General features: G+C 36.9%; 16 protein-coding genes. 12 read left to right on the forward strand and 4 right to left on the reverse strand.

Going from position 1 to position 15,211, the window contains the following annotated elements:
- Positions 1–63: 63 nt before the first annotated feature.
- Positions 64–1,905: a sensor domain-containing diguanylate cyclase gene (locus CWR45_RS01320; RefSeq protein ID WP_115747997.1), complete on the forward strand. Its 1,842-nt coding sequence runs from the start codon at positions 64–66 to the stop codon at positions 1,903–1,905.
- 330 nt (positions 1,906–2,235) lie between these two features.
- On the opposite strand, the gene CWR45_RS01325 is transcribed toward CWR45_RS01320, so the two are convergent.
- Positions 2,236–2,715 carry a GAF domain-containing protein gene (locus CWR45_RS01325; protein WP_115747998.1) on the reverse strand — a complete coding sequence of 160 codons (480 nt, stop codon included), beginning with the start codon at positions 2,713–2,715 and terminating at the stop codon, positions 2,236–2,238.
- Between the two features lie 117 nt (positions 2,716–2,832).
- On the opposite strand from CWR45_RS01325, the gene refZ reads away from it, so the two are divergent.
- From refZ to CWR45_RS01350, 5 genes are all read left to right on the forward strand, one after another.
- Positions 2,833–3,486: a forespore capture DNA-binding protein RefZ gene (gene refZ / locus CWR45_RS01330; RefSeq protein ID WP_115747999.1), complete on the forward strand. Its 654-nt coding sequence runs from the start codon at positions 2,833–2,835 to the stop codon at positions 3,484–3,486.
- A 160-nt stretch (positions 3,487–3,646) separates the two neighbouring features.
- Positions 3,647–5,341, forward strand: coding sequence for a septation ring formation regulator EzrA (gene ezrA, locus CWR45_RS01335; protein ID WP_115748000.1), 1,695 nt, complete (start codon positions 3,647–3,649; stop codon positions 5,339–5,341).
- 175 nt (positions 5,342–5,516) lie between these two features.
- Positions 5,517–6,656 carry a cysteine desulfurase family protein gene (locus CWR45_RS01340; RefSeq protein ID WP_115748001.1) on the forward strand — a complete coding sequence of 380 codons (1,140 nt, stop codon included), beginning with the start codon at positions 5,517–5,519 and terminating at the stop codon, positions 6,654–6,656.
- A gap of 6 nt (positions 6,657–6,662) precedes the next feature.
- On the forward strand, positions 6,663–7,865 hold the full coding sequence (gene thiI / locus CWR45_RS01345; RefSeq protein WP_115748002.1) for a tRNA uracil 4-sulfurtransferase ThiI: 1,203 nt from the start codon (positions 6,663–6,665) through the stop codon (positions 7,863–7,865).
- A 113-nt stretch (positions 7,866–7,978) separates the two neighbouring features.
- Positions 7,979–8,176 (forward strand): alpha/beta-type small acid-soluble spore protein, encoded by a 198-nt coding sequence (locus CWR45_RS01350; RefSeq protein WP_115748003.1) that lies wholly within the window; start codon positions 7,979–7,981, stop codon positions 8,174–8,176.
- 115 nt (positions 8,177–8,291) lie between these two features.
- Here CWR45_RS01350 and CWR45_RS01355 read toward each other — a convergent pair whose 3' ends face one another.
- Both CWR45_RS01355 and CWR45_RS01360 read right to left on the reverse strand, forming a co-directional pair.
- On the reverse strand, positions 8,292–8,621 hold the full coding sequence (locus CWR45_RS01355) for an HIT domain-containing protein (protein WP_170138761.1): 330 nt from the start codon (positions 8,619–8,621) through the stop codon (positions 8,292–8,294).
- Positions 8,622–9,041: 420 nt separating this feature from the next.
- Positions 9,042–9,842, reverse strand: a complete 801-nt coding sequence (locus tag CWR45_RS01360) for an NAD kinase (protein ID WP_115748005.1) — start codon at positions 9,840–9,842, stop codon at positions 9,042–9,044.
- Between the two features lie 145 nt (positions 9,843–9,987).
- On the opposite strand from CWR45_RS01360, the gene CWR45_RS01365 reads away from it, so the two are divergent.
- The 5 genes from CWR45_RS01365 to CWR45_RS01385 all read left to right on the forward strand — a co-directional run bounded on the left by CWR45_RS01365 (position 9,988) and on the right by CWR45_RS01385 (position 14,019).
- Positions 9,988–10,563, forward strand: coding sequence for a DUF2953 domain-containing protein (locus tag CWR45_RS01365; protein ID WP_115748006.1), 576 nt, complete (start codon positions 9,988–9,990; stop codon positions 10,561–10,563).
- A 19-nt stretch (positions 10,564–10,582) separates the two neighbouring features.
- Positions 10,583–11,023 carry a GerW family sporulation protein gene (gene ytfJ / locus CWR45_RS01370; protein ID WP_115748007.1) on the forward strand — a complete coding sequence of 147 codons (441 nt, stop codon included), beginning with the start codon at positions 10,583–10,585 and terminating at the stop codon, positions 11,021–11,023.
- A gap of 80 nt (positions 11,024–11,103) precedes the next feature.
- Positions 11,104–11,604: a thiol peroxidase gene (tpx, locus tag CWR45_RS01375; protein WP_115748008.1), complete on the forward strand. Its 501-nt coding sequence runs from the start codon at positions 11,104–11,106 to the stop codon at positions 11,602–11,604.
- A gap of 220 nt (positions 11,605–11,824) precedes the next feature.
- Positions 11,825–12,808: a class I SAM-dependent methyltransferase gene (locus tag CWR45_RS01380; RefSeq protein ID WP_115748009.1), complete on the forward strand. Its 984-nt coding sequence runs from the start codon at positions 11,825–11,827 to the stop codon at positions 12,806–12,808.
- Positions 12,809–12,834: 26 nt separating this feature from the next.
- Positions 12,835–14,019 carry an acetate kinase gene (locus tag CWR45_RS01385; protein ID WP_115748010.1) on the forward strand — a complete coding sequence of 395 codons (1,185 nt, stop codon included), beginning with the start codon at positions 12,835–12,837 and terminating at the stop codon, positions 14,017–14,019.
- Positions 14,020–14,437: 418 nt separating this feature from the next.
- On the opposite strand, the gene CWR45_RS01390 is transcribed toward CWR45_RS01385, so the two are convergent.
- Positions 14,438–14,866, reverse strand: a complete 429-nt coding sequence (locus CWR45_RS01390) for a universal stress protein (RefSeq protein ID WP_115748011.1) — start codon at positions 14,864–14,866, stop codon at positions 14,438–14,440.
- A 126-nt stretch (positions 14,867–14,992) separates the two neighbouring features.
- On the opposite strand from CWR45_RS01390, the gene CWR45_RS19670 reads away from it, so the two are divergent.
- On the forward strand, positions 14,993–15,154 hold the full coding sequence (locus tag CWR45_RS19670) for a hypothetical protein (RefSeq protein ID WP_170138762.1): 162 nt from the start codon (positions 14,993–14,995) through the stop codon (positions 15,152–15,154).
- The last annotated feature ends 57 nt before the right edge of the window (positions 15,155–15,211 follow it).

Raw genomic sequence — 15,211 nt, forward strand, 5'->3', positions numbered from 1 at the left:
TAGATAAGGTATAATTTATACTAACAAGTAAAAGTAAATTAAAGTAGTGTGCGGGTGGGATATATGAAAACAAGAGAAGACAAATCATTAACATATCAACAGTTTTATTTCGATTTATTAGCTGACATTGTGAACTCGGTGGAAGATGTCGAACAGTTATTTCAGTTTGCGATTGAGCAGTTAAAGCAATTCATCGATGCTCCTTATGGTGCAATTTATGTTTATCATCGACGGGTTCAACAATTTCGGCTGATGCATTTTCAAGCAGACAATGCGTTATTTCTACCGTTGGAAATGGTCGAAAGAAATACTCATTATGATGAAGCGATGGTATTGCAACATGTTCCATTGGATCATGAGGTGAATATTATTCCACTAAAGTCAATTGATGGCGTGGAAATTTTATTCGTATTGTCTGTGAGTCAGAATCGTCAGCCATTTACGGAAGAAGAGAAAGGGATCTTTGTTAAGGAAACGGAAAAATTTCTCTCAATCATTATTCCATTGGTAAATAATAAACAAGACAACCTCAATCATGAATTTCTATATGAACTAAGCGCAAGTCTATTCGCCAAAAATGCGCAAAAAGAAATATTAACCGAAATTGTTGATGCATTAAATATTCGCTATCCAAACTATAGCTTTAGTTTATTACTATCACAAGATAGTGATGCTGGATGCTTACCTATTAAAATGATACAGTACTCGGATGAACAAGCGGAAAGCAAAAGTACGCTCGCTTTCCTTACAGGAGAATTGCAGATTGAGCTACAAATAGAAGAAAACGTAGCAAATATATACGCACCACTTGTAGGTAATCAAGCGATATATGGTGTCCTGCAAATTATTACGCCGATTTCTACCTACCTCTCTCGTAAAAGCTTAGAATTCCTTACCGAGTTTGCAAATTTAGCAGGAATTGCAATCGAAAGGATAACCCTGTATCAAAATTCCAAGGAACAAGTTTCTTCCTTATCATTTGTAAATGAGTTCTCCAGACGGCTGAATTCAAATTTAGAAATAGATGAGATAACGAAGCTTGTAAAAAATGAAATCGTTAATCTTTGTCATGCTAGTGAGGTTGGATTTGTTTATCTCAATCATGAAAATGAAACAGAATATAATGTGTTAGCTGAAAGTACGGCATATTTTAATACGGATGCAGGAAGTCAATTTATTACATTTTTAATGGAAAAGATAAAATCTGATGGGGAATTGTTATTTAGTGGGAATTTTGCTAGTAATCCTGATTCACCGTATCATTCGGTAATGGCAGTTCCAATCAATCATGTGGAAGATACGAATGGACTTGCTGTTATCCTGCATGAAGATAAGTATTTTTTCACTTTCGAAAACTTTAAATTGATTCAGGCTTTAATCCAGCACACCTCACTTGCGATAACGAATACGTTGCTTAGGGAGCGGTTGGAGCGAACGATTATTACTGATTATTTAACGGGTTTATATTCAAGGAATTATTTAGAAGAAAGTATTGAGACGTCATTCAAAACGGATGAAAGAGGGGTATTATTACTCTTTGATGTGGATAATTTCAAGCAGGTAAATGATAATTATGGGCATCATGTTGGGGACGAGGTAATCATACAAGTTGCGGATGTAATGAGGCAATATGTAAGTATTGAAGACGGACATGTCCCTGCAAGATGGGGTGGCGAAGAATTGTCTATCTATTTGCCGAATGCTAGGATAGAAGAAGGAATGGAAATTGCCACGATTATTCGTGAAAGGGTAATGGCAACGTCAAAACCAAATGTGACAATTTCTTGTGGTGTATCCACTTGGGAACAGGGAGATCAGGATACAACAATTAATTTATTTTTGCGGACGGATAAAGCGCTCTATCGGGCGAAACGTTTAGGGAAGAATCGAGTAGAAAAAAACTAGCAGCTTCATTAATGGCTGCTAGTTTTCGTTTAGTATATAGAGAAGTATAAAAAATTGCTAATAAAAATTCCCATGATAAGATAGGTAGCGTCCAGCTCCAGCGCCGTGCGAGACATCCCTCACCTCCGTACGATAAAGAGGACTTTACGATTGGCTACACATGACGCTCAGTCGCGCTTATACCCTTGTGTTGAAACTCAACATCGATTCACTTTGGCTCCCGAAGCGTTTCCTTTATCTCTTAGGAAGGTATGTTCGACATGTTGAACCACCCCAAACTGCGGGGCGCAGTCCGTACACAGCTCAAACTAGCTTTAAGCTTTTGTTCACTTAAAGATATTGTTCCAATGTCTTTACAAATTTCTCAATGTATAGTTCATCGACTTCATCGAAGCGGTTCTTGATTGGGCTATCGATGTCAAGCACGCCGTATACTTCACCATTAACAAACACGGGAACAACAATTTCCGAGTTGCTGGCACTGTCACAGGCGATATGTCCTGGAAATTGATGTACATCGGCAACTCGCTGGGTTTTCCCTTCTTTTACTGCTGTACCGCATACACCTTTCCCGTAAGGAATTCGGATACATGCCGGCAGTCCTTGAAATGGTCCGAGCACTAATCCATCTTCTTTCCAAAGGTAGAAGCCTACCCAATTTACTTCTGTTAAAAATTGATTTAATAATGCAGATGCATTCGAAAGGATTGCGATTTCATCTAATTCACCGTCCGTTAGGGCAGTTAATTGCTTGATGAGTAATTCATAGTCTTTTTCCTTGTCACCTAATTTTTTTGTTGTTTCAAACATCATTATTCCCCTTTCAACTATTAGCATTTCGACATAAAAAACCAGTATTTGTCGATAACAATTTGCAGGATAATTATATCCTTTGTCGTATTTTTAAAAATAAGGAGTTGATTAAAAATGCAAAAAAATCCAGCAAAACAGAAAGTGATTGATGCAGCTTCTTCCCTCTTTTTTCAAAAAGGCTTTCAAGCTACAACGGTTCGTGATATAGCTGAAAAGGCAGGTGCTAACGTATCCTCAATCAGTTATTACTTTAATAGCAAGCAAGGTCTTCTTGAGTATGCCGTAACGAATTATTATGAAGAATACTTGAAAACGATTGAGGGGCACCTAGAGCTACTTGAAACATTCACGCCCTTAGAAATTTTACATGAATTAATTTTTACCATTATACAATACAAGCAGATGAATCATCAATTAACCTGTTTTATTCAACGAGAATTATCATTTGATTCCATATTCGTTAGGGAGATGGCGGTCACTTATTTAGCAAAAGAAAATCATTATATTCAAAGGGCATTCTATCGTGCGCTCGATGATTTTGTTAAGCATGATATGAAGGAATATTTGTTTTTACAATTTAAAGGGATGCTCATTACGCCATATATTTTACATAATGATTGGAAGGATCAAATCATTGGCGAATACTCTCATCAAATATTTGTGAAAAAGTATGTCAACATTATTCAAAAATGGATTGATTTTATCGTTGATAATGAAGGGAAATCGATAGAAAAACAGATAAATCGATATCGAAGTGCAAAAATCTAGCGAATCATGAATTTATTTGTTAAAACATTAACCAAAATAATACATTCCGTGGTATCATGTTAGTATATTTAAGGAAAATTACTGAAAAATATATTTTCACTAATGTAAAAATAAATAAAAGAAATATCCTCTTGTTTGGAATTTGGTTGGGAGGCATTGTATGGTTTACATCATTGGGGCTATTTTAATTATCATTGTAATATTAATTGTAGGACTAATCTTAAGAAAACGGATTTATGACGGAATTGACAGGCTGGAAGAATGGAAACTCGATATTATAGGGCGTAATATCGCAGCGCAAATCAGTCAAATTAAGAACTTAAATCTATCCGGAGAAACCCAGGACCGTTTTGAAACCTGGAGAGATCGCTGGGAGCATATCATTACAAAGGAATTACCGGATATAGAAGAATATTTACTGGATACCGAGGAAGCGGCAGATCGATTCCTTGTTTCCAAAGCAAATAAGACGCTCGCATCAATAGAATTAACATTGGAATCAATTGAAAAAGATATTGATCGGATGTTGAAAGAGCTAGATGAGCTTTTGGAATCGGAGCAAACGAGTAGGGTTGAGGTAGAGGAGCTTGAGCCTAGTATTAAAGATATACGTAAGACATTTTCTAGAAATCGTCTCCAATATGGAAGAGCGGAGATTCACTTCGAGACCATGATGGACGAATTAGATGAGGCATTTGCGAAGTATCATGAATTAGTAGGTTCTGGTGACTATCTAGAAGCGAGAGAGCTTGTTGAGCAAATAAAGCGTGATAAAGTAGCATTAGAACTAAAGCTAGAAGAATTTCCGGCAATTTACAAAAAATGCAGACACGAACTACCTTCACAGTTAGATAATTTATTAGCTGGTGTAAAAGAAATGAAGGAAGATGGATATCATATTGAGCACCTTGCATTTGAAAAAGAGATTCGTACATATCATGAGAGACTTACTGATTTAATGCAATTATTAAATAATGGTGAAACAGATGATGCTGTTGGTATGATTGATGAAATCGATGAGCGCATTAAAGAGATGTATCAGCTTTTGGAAAAAGAAGCGATAGCCAAGAATTACTTAGAAACAAAGCTTCCTGGCTTCGAGCAATCGCTTGAAGCGATAACTAAAAAGTATGATACGACGAAAGAGGAAGTAGAGCGGTTAAGAAAAGCCTATTTCTTCGAAGACAATGATATGGAAAAATATTTATCGATTGGTAAGAGTATTGCAACGTTAAATGATCGGTTTGCTGTCATTAAGAACGAAATGGATGATGTTAACGTTGGACACTCTAATCTGAGAGAGAAAATTGAAAATGGCTTCGACATGTTAGGGGAGCTTGAAATAAGCCATGAAGCATTTAAAGATAGTATTGCAAACTTACGTAAAGATGAGCTCGAGGCCCGAGAGAAGCTAGAAGAGATGCGTAATGAATTGCAAGCAATGAATCGAAAGCTGAAGAAGAGTAATATTCCAGGAGTGCCGAATTTTATTTGGAATAGTATTGAGAATACAACAAATAAAAATCAGCAGGTAATTGTCAGCTTGGAGAATCTTCCACTTGATATGGGAAGTGTCCAGCAAGCATTAACAGATGCTAAAATTTCACTGGATCAAACAATTGAACAGATAGAGATGATGCTTGACCAAGCATATTTAACAGAGCAGGTCATTCAATATGCGAATCGTTATCGAAGCAGAAATCCTATTTTGGCAGCGAAATTAATTGAGTCAGAGCGATTATTTAAGGCGTATGAATATGAGCTTGCACTTGAGACCGCAGCGAAGGCGATTGAAGAAGTGGAGCCGGGCGCATTAAAACATATTGAAGAGAATCAGACAATGATAATGAATTAGGTAATTAATAAGGGCTGTCGCTACATTTGGGATATACTTCCAAATAAGGTGATCAGCCCTAGCTTTTGGTAGTTAAGAAAAACTTTCTTAACTATATAAGGTGCAACTTGGCAGTCACCGAATGTTTTGGTGACTGCCAAGTTTACTTATCACCAGGTAAGAAGGAGTTATGAAGATGATATATTTAGATAATAGCGCAACAACCAAACCAGATGAAGCAGTATTACAGAGCTTTGACCAGGTTACAAAACAATTTTATGCAAATCCTTCATCGATTCACCAATTCGGAGGCAAAGCTGAGAAACTTTTGCATGCGGCGAAACAACAAGCAGCGGAAATTTTACATGTTGAACGTAATGAGATTATCTTCACATCTGGCGGAACAGAAGGGAATAATACAGCAATTAAAGGAATTGCCCTTGAGCATCAGGGGAGAGGGAAACATATTATTACTTCGGAAATTGAACATCCTTCCGTCGAAGAGGCATGTAAGGCATTAGAAAAATTAGGATTCACTATCACCTATTTACCAGTGGATGAAAATGGTGTAATATCATTAGATGATTTAAAAAATGCGATTCAGGATGATACGATATTAATTAGTATTATGCACGTCAATAACGAGACAGGATCTATCCAACCGATTGAAGAAATTGGAGAAATCGCCAAGCAGCATCCAAAGCTGTTTTTCCATGTGGATGATGTGCAAGGGTTTGGTAAAGTACCGCTTGAGCTGCCGGATAGTGGAATTGATTTATGTACGATATCTGGTCATAAGATCCATGGTCTAAAGGGAACTGGGCTATTATATGTGAACAAGCATACGAAGCTATTTCCACTCTTCCATGGTGGAGACCAGGAGCAAGCAATTCGCTCTGGTACAGAGAATTTGGCTGGAATTGTTTCGATGGTGAAGGCAATGCGTTTGATTAAAGACCGCGAAAAAAATGAAGTGAAGGCATTGTACGACCTGAAGCTGTATCTTGTTGAAGCGCTCCGAACAATCGATGGGGTTTATGTGAATACACCGGTGGAAGGTGCACCACATATTTTGAATATATCCGTTCTGGGGATTAAACCGGAAGTAATCATTCATATGCTAGGGGAGAAGGATATTTATATCTCTACTAAATCTGCTTGTTCTTCTAAGCAAACCGATGAAAGTAAAATTCTTGCTGCATGTGGGTTTGATAGTGATCGCACGACATCTGCCTTAAGAATTAGTATGGCATATGATAATACAAAGAAAGAGTTAGAAATATTTGTCCAGGAACTAACAGCGGCAATTACACAATTTAGAGAAGTTATGGAGTAGATAATTATGCAATATGATCATATATTAATTCGCTATGGCGAAATGTCTTTAAAAGGAAAAAACATTAAACAATTTATTATTAAGTTACAAGAAAATCTTCAACAAAAAATCAAAGAATTCCCAAATGTTAAGGTGACACGGACGCAAGGGAGAATGTTCGTATTATTAAATGGGCATGATCCTGAGCCTGTGATGGAAAAATGCCGGAAAGTATTTGGAATTCAAAGTTTAAGTCTAGCGATTAAAGTCGATAATGATATTGAGCAAATTAAAGAAGCGTCATTATTCGCCTTACAACATGCAAAAGATGTGAAAACATTTAAAATGACAGTAAAAAGAATCGATAAAAATTTCCCTATTCATACGAATGAATTGAACCAACTATTAGGTGCGCACTTATTAACAAATACGGACGGGATTACAGTAGATGTTCACAATCCAGATGTTGAAGTTAAAGTGGAAATCAGATTGGAAGCAGCGTATATTACATCAAAAGCTGTCCTTGGATTAGGTGGACTTCCTGTAGGAACGTCAGGAAAATCATTATTACTTCTTTCTGGTGGGATTGATAGTCCTGTTGCGGGGTTCTTAGCGATGAAGCGTGGGGTACACTTAGAAGCAATTCATTTTCATTCACCGCCATATACAAGTGAAAGAGCGAAACAAAAGGTGATTGACTTATCGAAGCAATTAACAAAATACGGTAAATCAATTAAAGTTCATATTGTTCCATTTACAAAGCTGCAGCAAGAAATTTTCAGAGAAATGCCAGAAAGCTATGCGATGACGATTATGCGTCGAATGATGTTCCGAATCGCAGAGCAGGTAAGTCGCAATGAATCGATTTTGTCATTAACGACAGGAGAAAATCTTGGACAAGTAGCAAGCCAGACGATGGAGAGCATGCATGCGATTAATGACGTGACGAACTACCCGATTATTCGTCCATTAGTTGCGATGGACAAACAAGAGGTCATTGATATTTCGAAACAAATTGGTACGTATGAAACGTCAATCCTACCTTATGAAGATTGCTGTACTATTTTTGTTCCGAAAGCACCGAAGACAAAACCAAGACTTGATAAGGTTTCTTTTTATGAATCAACGTATGATTTTACAAAGTCGATTGAAGAAGCAATTGATGGGATTGAAACAGTTGTCGCTCATGACCGCAAAGAAGTAGATGAAGGATTTAGCGGGCTATTCTAAGCTATAGCAGCAACTGGAAAAAATGTGGAAAAGTAACAGGAACTACCATTTAATTGGATGAATGTTTTCCCTCCAAATTACACATTCTATGTGTACCAAGGAGGTGAACTAACATGGCAAATAACAATAGCAATCAATTGCTAGTTCCTGGTGTGCAACAAGCACTAGATCAAATGAAGTATGAAATTGCACAAGAATTTGGTGTTCAACTTGGTCCTGATTCAACTTCACGTGCTAACGGATCTGTTGGTGGAGAAATTACAAAACGTCTTGTTCAAATGGCTGAACAGCAATTTGGCGGACAACAATAACAATTTATCAATATAATTATATGGCTAGGGCTATTCCTCAAATTGAGGGATAGCCCTTTAAATATTCATATAGGTGCTCTCGATGGTCAGTAGTCCTTATTGAATTGTAAAGTATTTATCTTATTTTATCTCCGGAAACAATATGCCAATGAAGATGTTTTGAATCCTGGTAATTTCCTACGTTTGTAATAACCCTACAAGCACCATTTTCTTCTGTAACCATACTCGCTACCTTTTTAATTACTCCTAGTAGTTCAAGCAATAGTTCATTATCACTTTCCTCTAATGTAATTAGTGAAGAAATATGTTTCTTAGGTATTGCTACAATATGGATTGGCCAATAAGGTTTTGTATGATAATATGCTAATACATTATCTGTCTCTAACACCTTCTTTACCTTAGTCTTACCATTTAACACCTCATCACAATAGAAATCCACTGTCATAATGTACCTCCTATATCATCGTTAATATATATCATTTATTTTATTGCTGCACTTTCTAGGGAAAGGCGTGATAAAACTACAAAAACGATTCTCTTCTAATCTTTATAAAATCTCCCCATCAATAAGATATTGTAGAAATTACCATCAGATAATTGCTTGGCTTTTTTATCTCTTACTCCCACCTTGTAAGCAATTCTACGATGAATTTTTAGTATATGTATAGTTTTTTCTTGAACATTTTTATTAATTCTATAAATTCAGTTTACACTTAACAGCTTATTAAAGTAAATCCTTATAAAATTCATATTAAAATAAAAAACCCTGTATGAACAGGATTTCTTATCAGACTTATTTATTGATCCTTCACATTCCCAACCTGATTACTCGCTTTATTGATGTTGCATTGTTGTTTAAAAAACATTAAAGGAACGAGCGTCTGACACGATCCCAGAAGGAGTTGTTTTTTAATTTGACGGTTTTAATTACTTTGTCATCCATTGTTACTACGACATTTTCAATTCTTTGGATGGAATGTGCTTCGTTATCGAGACTTATTATTGGGTGGACATTTCCTTCTTGTCTTAGCTTTAGTCTTAATTTGCGATCTTTATTTAGAATGAAGGAAGATCCTAATGTGCGATAATTATTATTGTTCATGGATGCAACTTCAGAAACTTGAATACTTGGAATAAGTGGATCTACAACTGCACCATTAGCAGATTTACTATAGCCAGTACTTCCGGTTGGTGTAGAAACTACCAATCCATCACCACGGAAGGTTTCAAACAGTTGATCATCAATGAAAACGTCAATAACAATTGTTTTCACAATTGTTGACTGAACACTTACCTCATTTAAACAATAAAACTTAGTTCCATCATTTATTTGTGCAGTTATAATCGGAAAGCGACGTACTTCCAATTCATCCCTTAATACAGAATCTAGAAGATCATCAAACCTATCTAAATTAAAATCGCAATAAAGCGATGATTCGTCCTTTCCTGTTATGCCAGCATAAATCGCATCTTGGCGGAATCCAGTTTTTCTCACAGCTTGGAGAAACATTCCGTCGCCGCCAATGCTTACGATAATATTTGCATGCTTGGAATTTTCTACAAGCTCAAATCCATGCTCCTTGGCTAGGGAAAATAGCGGTTTCAAATTTTCTGTTGTTTCATTATCATTGTGAAAATAAAAGAACATTTTGTTTCTATCTGTCATTTCTCATCCCTCCAATTTATGTCAACATATTTATCGTATCATTAATTGACGAATTGCTCTAATAATTTGTCAATATCAAGGTTTAAATATGTGATAGTAGAGCAAAAATAGAAAATATGTCGAAAGCAAGAATGGAGGGATTGACATGCTTGTTAGCTTAATAATTCTCGGTATCCTATTCCTATTGTTTATGCTTCTATTCTTTTCGAGAGTCTATTTTCACTTGCACTATTCATTAAAAAATAAACAGCAACAATTATTTTTGACGATCACGATTTATAAAATTCCTCTGTACCGCAAAAATCTCGACATCTCTGATATATCTCCTGATCCAATCTCAGTGGATTTCACAACATTTCCGGATGAAGTAAAACGCTTAAAAGCAAATGTAAAGGATGCAAAAGAAAAGATAGACTACATATTGAATACTATTCGTATTCATCAATTGCGCTGGTCAACAGTCGGTGGGAGTGGCGATGCATTTTTGACAGGGATTGCGAGTGGTGCAGTCTGGTCTATTAAAGGGATAATTATTGGCTACATATACGAGATGGGGGAGATCGTATGTCGCCCGGATATCGAAGTCCTGCCAACCTTCCAATCGAAGGAATTTACTACGACGATTGAGTGCATTATTTCATTGCCGCTAGGGCAAGCTAGGCATACACTTCTTCGTAAAAAACGAGGCAATGCTTCGTTCTTTACAAGTAATTCGGAATAATAAGGAGGAAATATTAGCAATGGATGAGCATCCAATTCAGGGTCTAATGACAACGGCAATGGAAAACTTAAAAAATATGATAGAAGTAAATACGATAATTGGTGATGCAGTAGAGGCACCAGATGGGACGCTAATTATTCCAGTTTCAAAGCTCGGCTTCGGCTTTGCAGCTGGGGGCAGTGAGTTCAATGGAAGCAGTTCACAAGGAGATTCTGATGCAACGCTACCATTTGGTGGTGGAAGTGGTGGTGGTGTTTCGATTACACCGGTTGCTTTTCTAATTGTAGGGCAATATGGGGTTAAGATGATTCATTTGGACCAAAGCACTCACTTATATGAAAAAATGATTGATTTTGCTCCGCAAGTAATGGAAAAGGTTCAGCAAATGATGCAGGATTCCGGTGCATCGAAGCATAAGGAAAATAAAAAACAAAAGCCTCCGCTAGATTTCGATATTTAATTAAACCGCTTTATTGGACATCCTTCTATAAACTATTCATAATATAGGTGAAGGACAATATGAAGTGGAGGAGTTTTTAAATGGCTAATATTACATTTGGCGGAGAATCCGTTACATTACCAGCAACAGAAGTTAAAGTTGGGGATCAAGCACCAGATTTTAAAGTATTATCAAATGATCTTCAAGAAGTTTCATTAGCTAATTACGATGGTAAAGTGAAATTAATCGTAACAGTTCCATCACTTGACACTGGCGTTTGTTCCGAGGAAACAAAACGCTTTAATGAAGAAGCAGATAAATTAGACAATGTACAAGTCCTAACAGTTAGTATGGACTTACCATTTGCTCAGGCACGTTGGTGTGCAGCAGAAGGCGTGAAAAATTTAGATACGCTATCAGATCATCGTGATGCATCTGTGGGAAAGGCTTATGGTGTGTTAATGGGCGAACATCGTTTATTAGCTAGAGCGATCTTCGTTGTTGATTCTAGCAATAAGGTTACATATGTTGAATATGTCCCAGAAGTAAAAACACATCCAAACTATGAAGCAGCACTTGAAGCAGTTAAAGCAGCAAAATAAAATCAATCAACATACAAGAAATCTCTCTCTATTAATTTGAGGGGGATTTTTTTTAGAATGATTAAATATCACAGCTTTTGTTGGGCAAATGCAGCGAAAACTTCCGAAACTTCTTAACTGTTATAGAAAAAATAAATTAAATTATGATAAATCTTTTACTAACCTTTGTTCATTTGGTACAATAGTAAAGTTGAAGAAAGGGCGAATGGAGGTCATGGTAGTGGATAAATCAAATGTTGAACCACTTTTTGAGTGGGTGGACCATACTACTGAATTAATTCAAAAGCATAATGATGAAGCCTATTTAGACAGTTTAGCTGTTACAATGGAAACGTTGTTTTTTAATGATACAGCGGAAGATATGGATGAGATACTGTCACGAAATTTACAAAACGCATTAGCAAAAATCGATTTATCCTCATATGCAACAATTGATATTCGTAAAGCGATTCAATTAGCAATCCTCAAAGGTATGAAGGATTCAACGCAGCAACAGCATTTAATGACACCAGAGACAGTGGCATTAATTATCGGATATCTTGCCGATCAGCTTATGAAAGGTAAAGAAAGCATCCGTATCTTTGATCCAGCAAGTGGTACGGGTAATTTAATTACAACAGTACTCGAACAGCTTGGACAGGATGTTGTAGCATTTGCTAGTGAAGTTGATCCTACATTAATTCAACTATCTGTACTTAATGCGAATTTGCAGAAGAAGCAAATTGAATTTTTCCATCAGGATAGTTTGAGACCATTTCTGTTAGATCCTGTTGATTTAGTAGTTGCCGACTTACCAGTTGGTTATTATCCAGATGATATCAGGGCGAATAATTTCGAATTAAAGGCGGATAGTGGTCATTCCTATGCCCATCATTTATTTATCGAGCAAAGTATGAATTATACGAAAGAAGCAGGCTATTTGATTCTCGTTATTCCAGACTTCCTGTTCGACAGTGATCAATCGGACAAGCTTCACCGTTATCTTCAAGAACATGCTCATATTGTTGGGGTTATACGTTTACCCGAAAGTGCATTTAAATCAAAAGCGAATGTTAAGAGCATCCTGATGCTGCAGAAGAAGGGCGAGCGTACGAAGACACTGAAACAACCGTTGCTAGTACAAATGCCAGCCTTTAAGAATGCAAATGGAATGGCAGACATTCTTGGGCAAATGAATGCATGGTTTAAAAAATACGAAAAATAATAAAACATATTTAGGAGTTGTCATCAATGAGTAATGTGTTAGCAATTAATGCCGGTAGTTCTTCACTAAAATTCCAATTAATCGATATGCCAGAGGAAACAGTAAAAGCAATCGGTTTAGTGGAAAGAATTGGACTAAAGGATTCTGTTTTTAAAATTGAAGTAGATGGTAAGAAAGAGAAAATGGTTGGCGATATTGCAGATCATGCTGTGGCCGTTAAGAAACTATTAGATGCTTTAATCTCAACAGGTGTTGTAGCGTCATTTGATGAAATCGATGCAGTTGGCCACCGTGTCGTTCATGGTGGAGAATACTTCGATGATTCTGTATTAATTACTGATGATGTAATCGCGAAAATTGTAGAAACATCGGAATTAGCACCATTGCATAACCCAGCGAACTTAACAGGTATCTATGCGTTCCAAGAAATTTTACCAGATGTGCCAATGGTTGCTGTGTTTGATACAGCATTCCATCAAACGATGCCAAACACATCTTATTTATATAGCTTACCTAAGGAATATTATGATGACTTTGGCATCCGTAAATATGGTTTCCATGGTACATCACATAAATATGTATCAGAGCGTGCAGCAGACTTAATGGGTGTTCCAATTGAAAAACTGCGATTAATTTCTTGCCATATCGGTAATGGTGCAAGTATCACTGCAATCGAAGGCGGAAAGTCAATTGATACATCAATGGGCTTCACACCACTTGCTGGGGTAACCATGGGAACACGTTCAGGAGATCTTGACCCTGCATTAATTCCGTACATTATGGAGAAAACTGGTAAGACAGCTGAAGAAGTAATTGATGTGTTTAATAAAGAAAGTGGAATGCTAGCACTTTCAGGATTCTCTAGTGATTTACGTGATATTCAAGAGCAGGCGGATACGAATCCACGTGCAGAATTAGCATTAGATGTATTTGCTGAAAGAATCCATAAATATATCGGATCTTATGCAGCGAAAATGTCTGGTGTAGATGCAATTATCTTCACAGCAGGTGTCGGCGAAAATAGTTCTGCTGTAAGAGAAAAAATCTTACATGGTTTAGAATTTATGGGTGTTTACTGGGATCCTAAATTAAACGAAACTCGTGGAGATGAAAGATTCATCAACTATCCACATTCACCAGTTAAAGTAATTATCATTCCTACTAATGAAGAAGTTGTTATTGCAAGGGATACGTTACGTTTAGCTAAATAAATGATTCAGAAGCGCCTCATGTCAATGGGGCGCTTTTGTTTTTGGGTTAGTTTGTAATTAGATAAAGTGCTAAGAGCTCTCGGACCGGTCGCTCCGATAATATACTTCGCTTTCCGCGGGGAGCTGGTGAGCCTACTAGCGCTATTGCGCTTTGTAGGCTCACCTAGGCTCTGCTTCCCGCAGGAGTCTCCGTATATTTTCTCCGCTTGGATAGTGCAGAAGTTAATGAGGATAAAGTGACTTACCTTATAAAAATCAGTAATGATTGAAGTAGAGTAATTGTTTGGAAATCAATTGCTGTCTAAATCTAAACAAGATTATCACTAGCTCACACAAATAGGTAAAGAATCACAACGTTTTTCATTAAAAAAAGAATAGGCTGCCACTAAAAGTGGCAGCCTTTAGTCTTTTATATTATTTAGCGTACGACTAATACGTCGCATTCAGCATATCTTGTGATGCTTTCGGAAACACTTCCGATTAGGAAACGTTCTACAGCGTTCATACCTGTTGCGCCACAGATAATTAGGTCGGCGTTAAAGTCTTTGGCAATATTTTTTGCTATTTTTACTTTTGGGGATCCGTATTCAATGCAACGAACTAAATCGGTAACACCTGCAGACTTCGCATTCTCAACATAGGAGTCAAGCAGTTCCTTTGCGTATTCCTCTGCACGATCGGCAAGCGAACGGTCATAAGCTTCAGCAGTTGCAAAGGTACGTGAATCAACAACATGTGCAAGTACCAATCGTGCATTGTTTCGTTTTGCAATGTCTAATGATTTTTTGAATGCTATTTCTGCGGCTTCTGAACCATCTACAGCTACTACGATATTATTATATTCCATGATTATACCTCCCCTTTTACATTTATTATATACCCTATATGAAAGCGTCTCAAACAAAATATGGAAGAAAAAGGTCCCGTTTATTTTGGATTATGTGGACAGACTACCGTTATGGAGGTGGGTCACTTGTCAAAAAAAGAAGGAAAAAAAGCGAGTAATTATGAATTAGATCCAGAGGGTGTGGCAGCTGTACAAAACCAATTATTCGAAAGTTATCAAAGCGGTGTAGTAGAAGATCAACTTACGAATAACCGAGGGATACACAAGTTTAATAATGCGAAAAAGTAAAGTTGAACATAGTGAAAGCGGCTCTTCGAATCGAACGACGAGCCGCTTTACAAATTT

This window comes from Oceanobacillus chungangensis, assembly GCF_003369565.1.
Lineage (GTDB): Bacteria > Bacillota > Bacilli > Bacillales > Amphibacillaceae > Oceanobacillus > Oceanobacillus chungangensis.

Excerpts from the sequence above, each read along its gene's own strand:
- CWR45_RS01320 (WP_115747997.1), top strand. The coding sequence starts at position 64 with ATGAAAACAAGAGAAGACAAATCATTAACATATCAACAGTTTTATTTC.
- CWR45_RS01325 (WP_115747998.1), bottom strand. The coding sequence starts at position 2,715 with ATGTTTGAAACAACAAAAAAATTAGGTGACAAGGAAAAAGACTATGAA.
- refZ (WP_115747999.1), top strand. The coding sequence starts at position 2,833 with ATGCAAAAAAATCCAGCAAAACAGAAAGTGATTGATGCAGCTTCTTCC.
- ezrA (WP_115748000.1), top strand. The coding sequence starts at position 3,647 with ATGGTTTACATCATTGGGGCTATTTTAATTATCATTGTAATATTAATT.
- CWR45_RS01340 (WP_115748001.1), top strand. The coding sequence starts at position 5,517 with ATGATATATTTAGATAATAGCGCAACAACCAAACCAGATGAAGCAGTA.
- thiI (WP_115748002.1), top strand. The coding sequence starts at position 6,663 with ATGCAATATGATCATATATTAATTCGCTATGGCGAAATGTCTTTAAAA.
- CWR45_RS01350 (WP_115748003.1), top strand. The coding sequence starts at position 7,979 with ATGGCAAATAACAATAGCAATCAATTGCTAGTTCCTGGTGTGCAACAA.
- CWR45_RS01355 (WP_170138761.1), bottom strand. The coding sequence starts at position 8,621 with ATGACAGTGGATTTCTATTGTGATGAGGTGTTAAATGGTAAGACTAAG.
- CWR45_RS01360 (WP_115748005.1), bottom strand. The coding sequence starts at position 9,842 with ATGACAGATAGAAACAAAATGTTCTTTTATTTTCACAATGATAATGAA.
- CWR45_RS01365 (WP_115748006.1), top strand. The coding sequence starts at position 9,988 with ATGCTTGTTAGCTTAATAATTCTCGGTATCCTATTCCTATTGTTTATG.
- ytfJ (WP_115748007.1), top strand. The coding sequence starts at position 10,583 with ATGGATGAGCATCCAATTCAGGGTCTAATGACAACGGCAATGGAAAAC.
- tpx (WP_115748008.1), top strand. The coding sequence starts at position 11,104 with ATGGCTAATATTACATTTGGCGGAGAATCCGTTACATTACCAGCAACA.
- CWR45_RS01385 (WP_115748010.1), top strand. The coding sequence starts at position 12,835 with ATGAGTAATGTGTTAGCAATTAATGCCGGTAGTTCTTCACTAAAATTC.
- CWR45_RS01390 (WP_115748011.1), bottom strand. The coding sequence starts at position 14,866 with ATGGAATATAATAATATCGTAGTAGCTGTAGATGGTTCAGAAGCCGCA.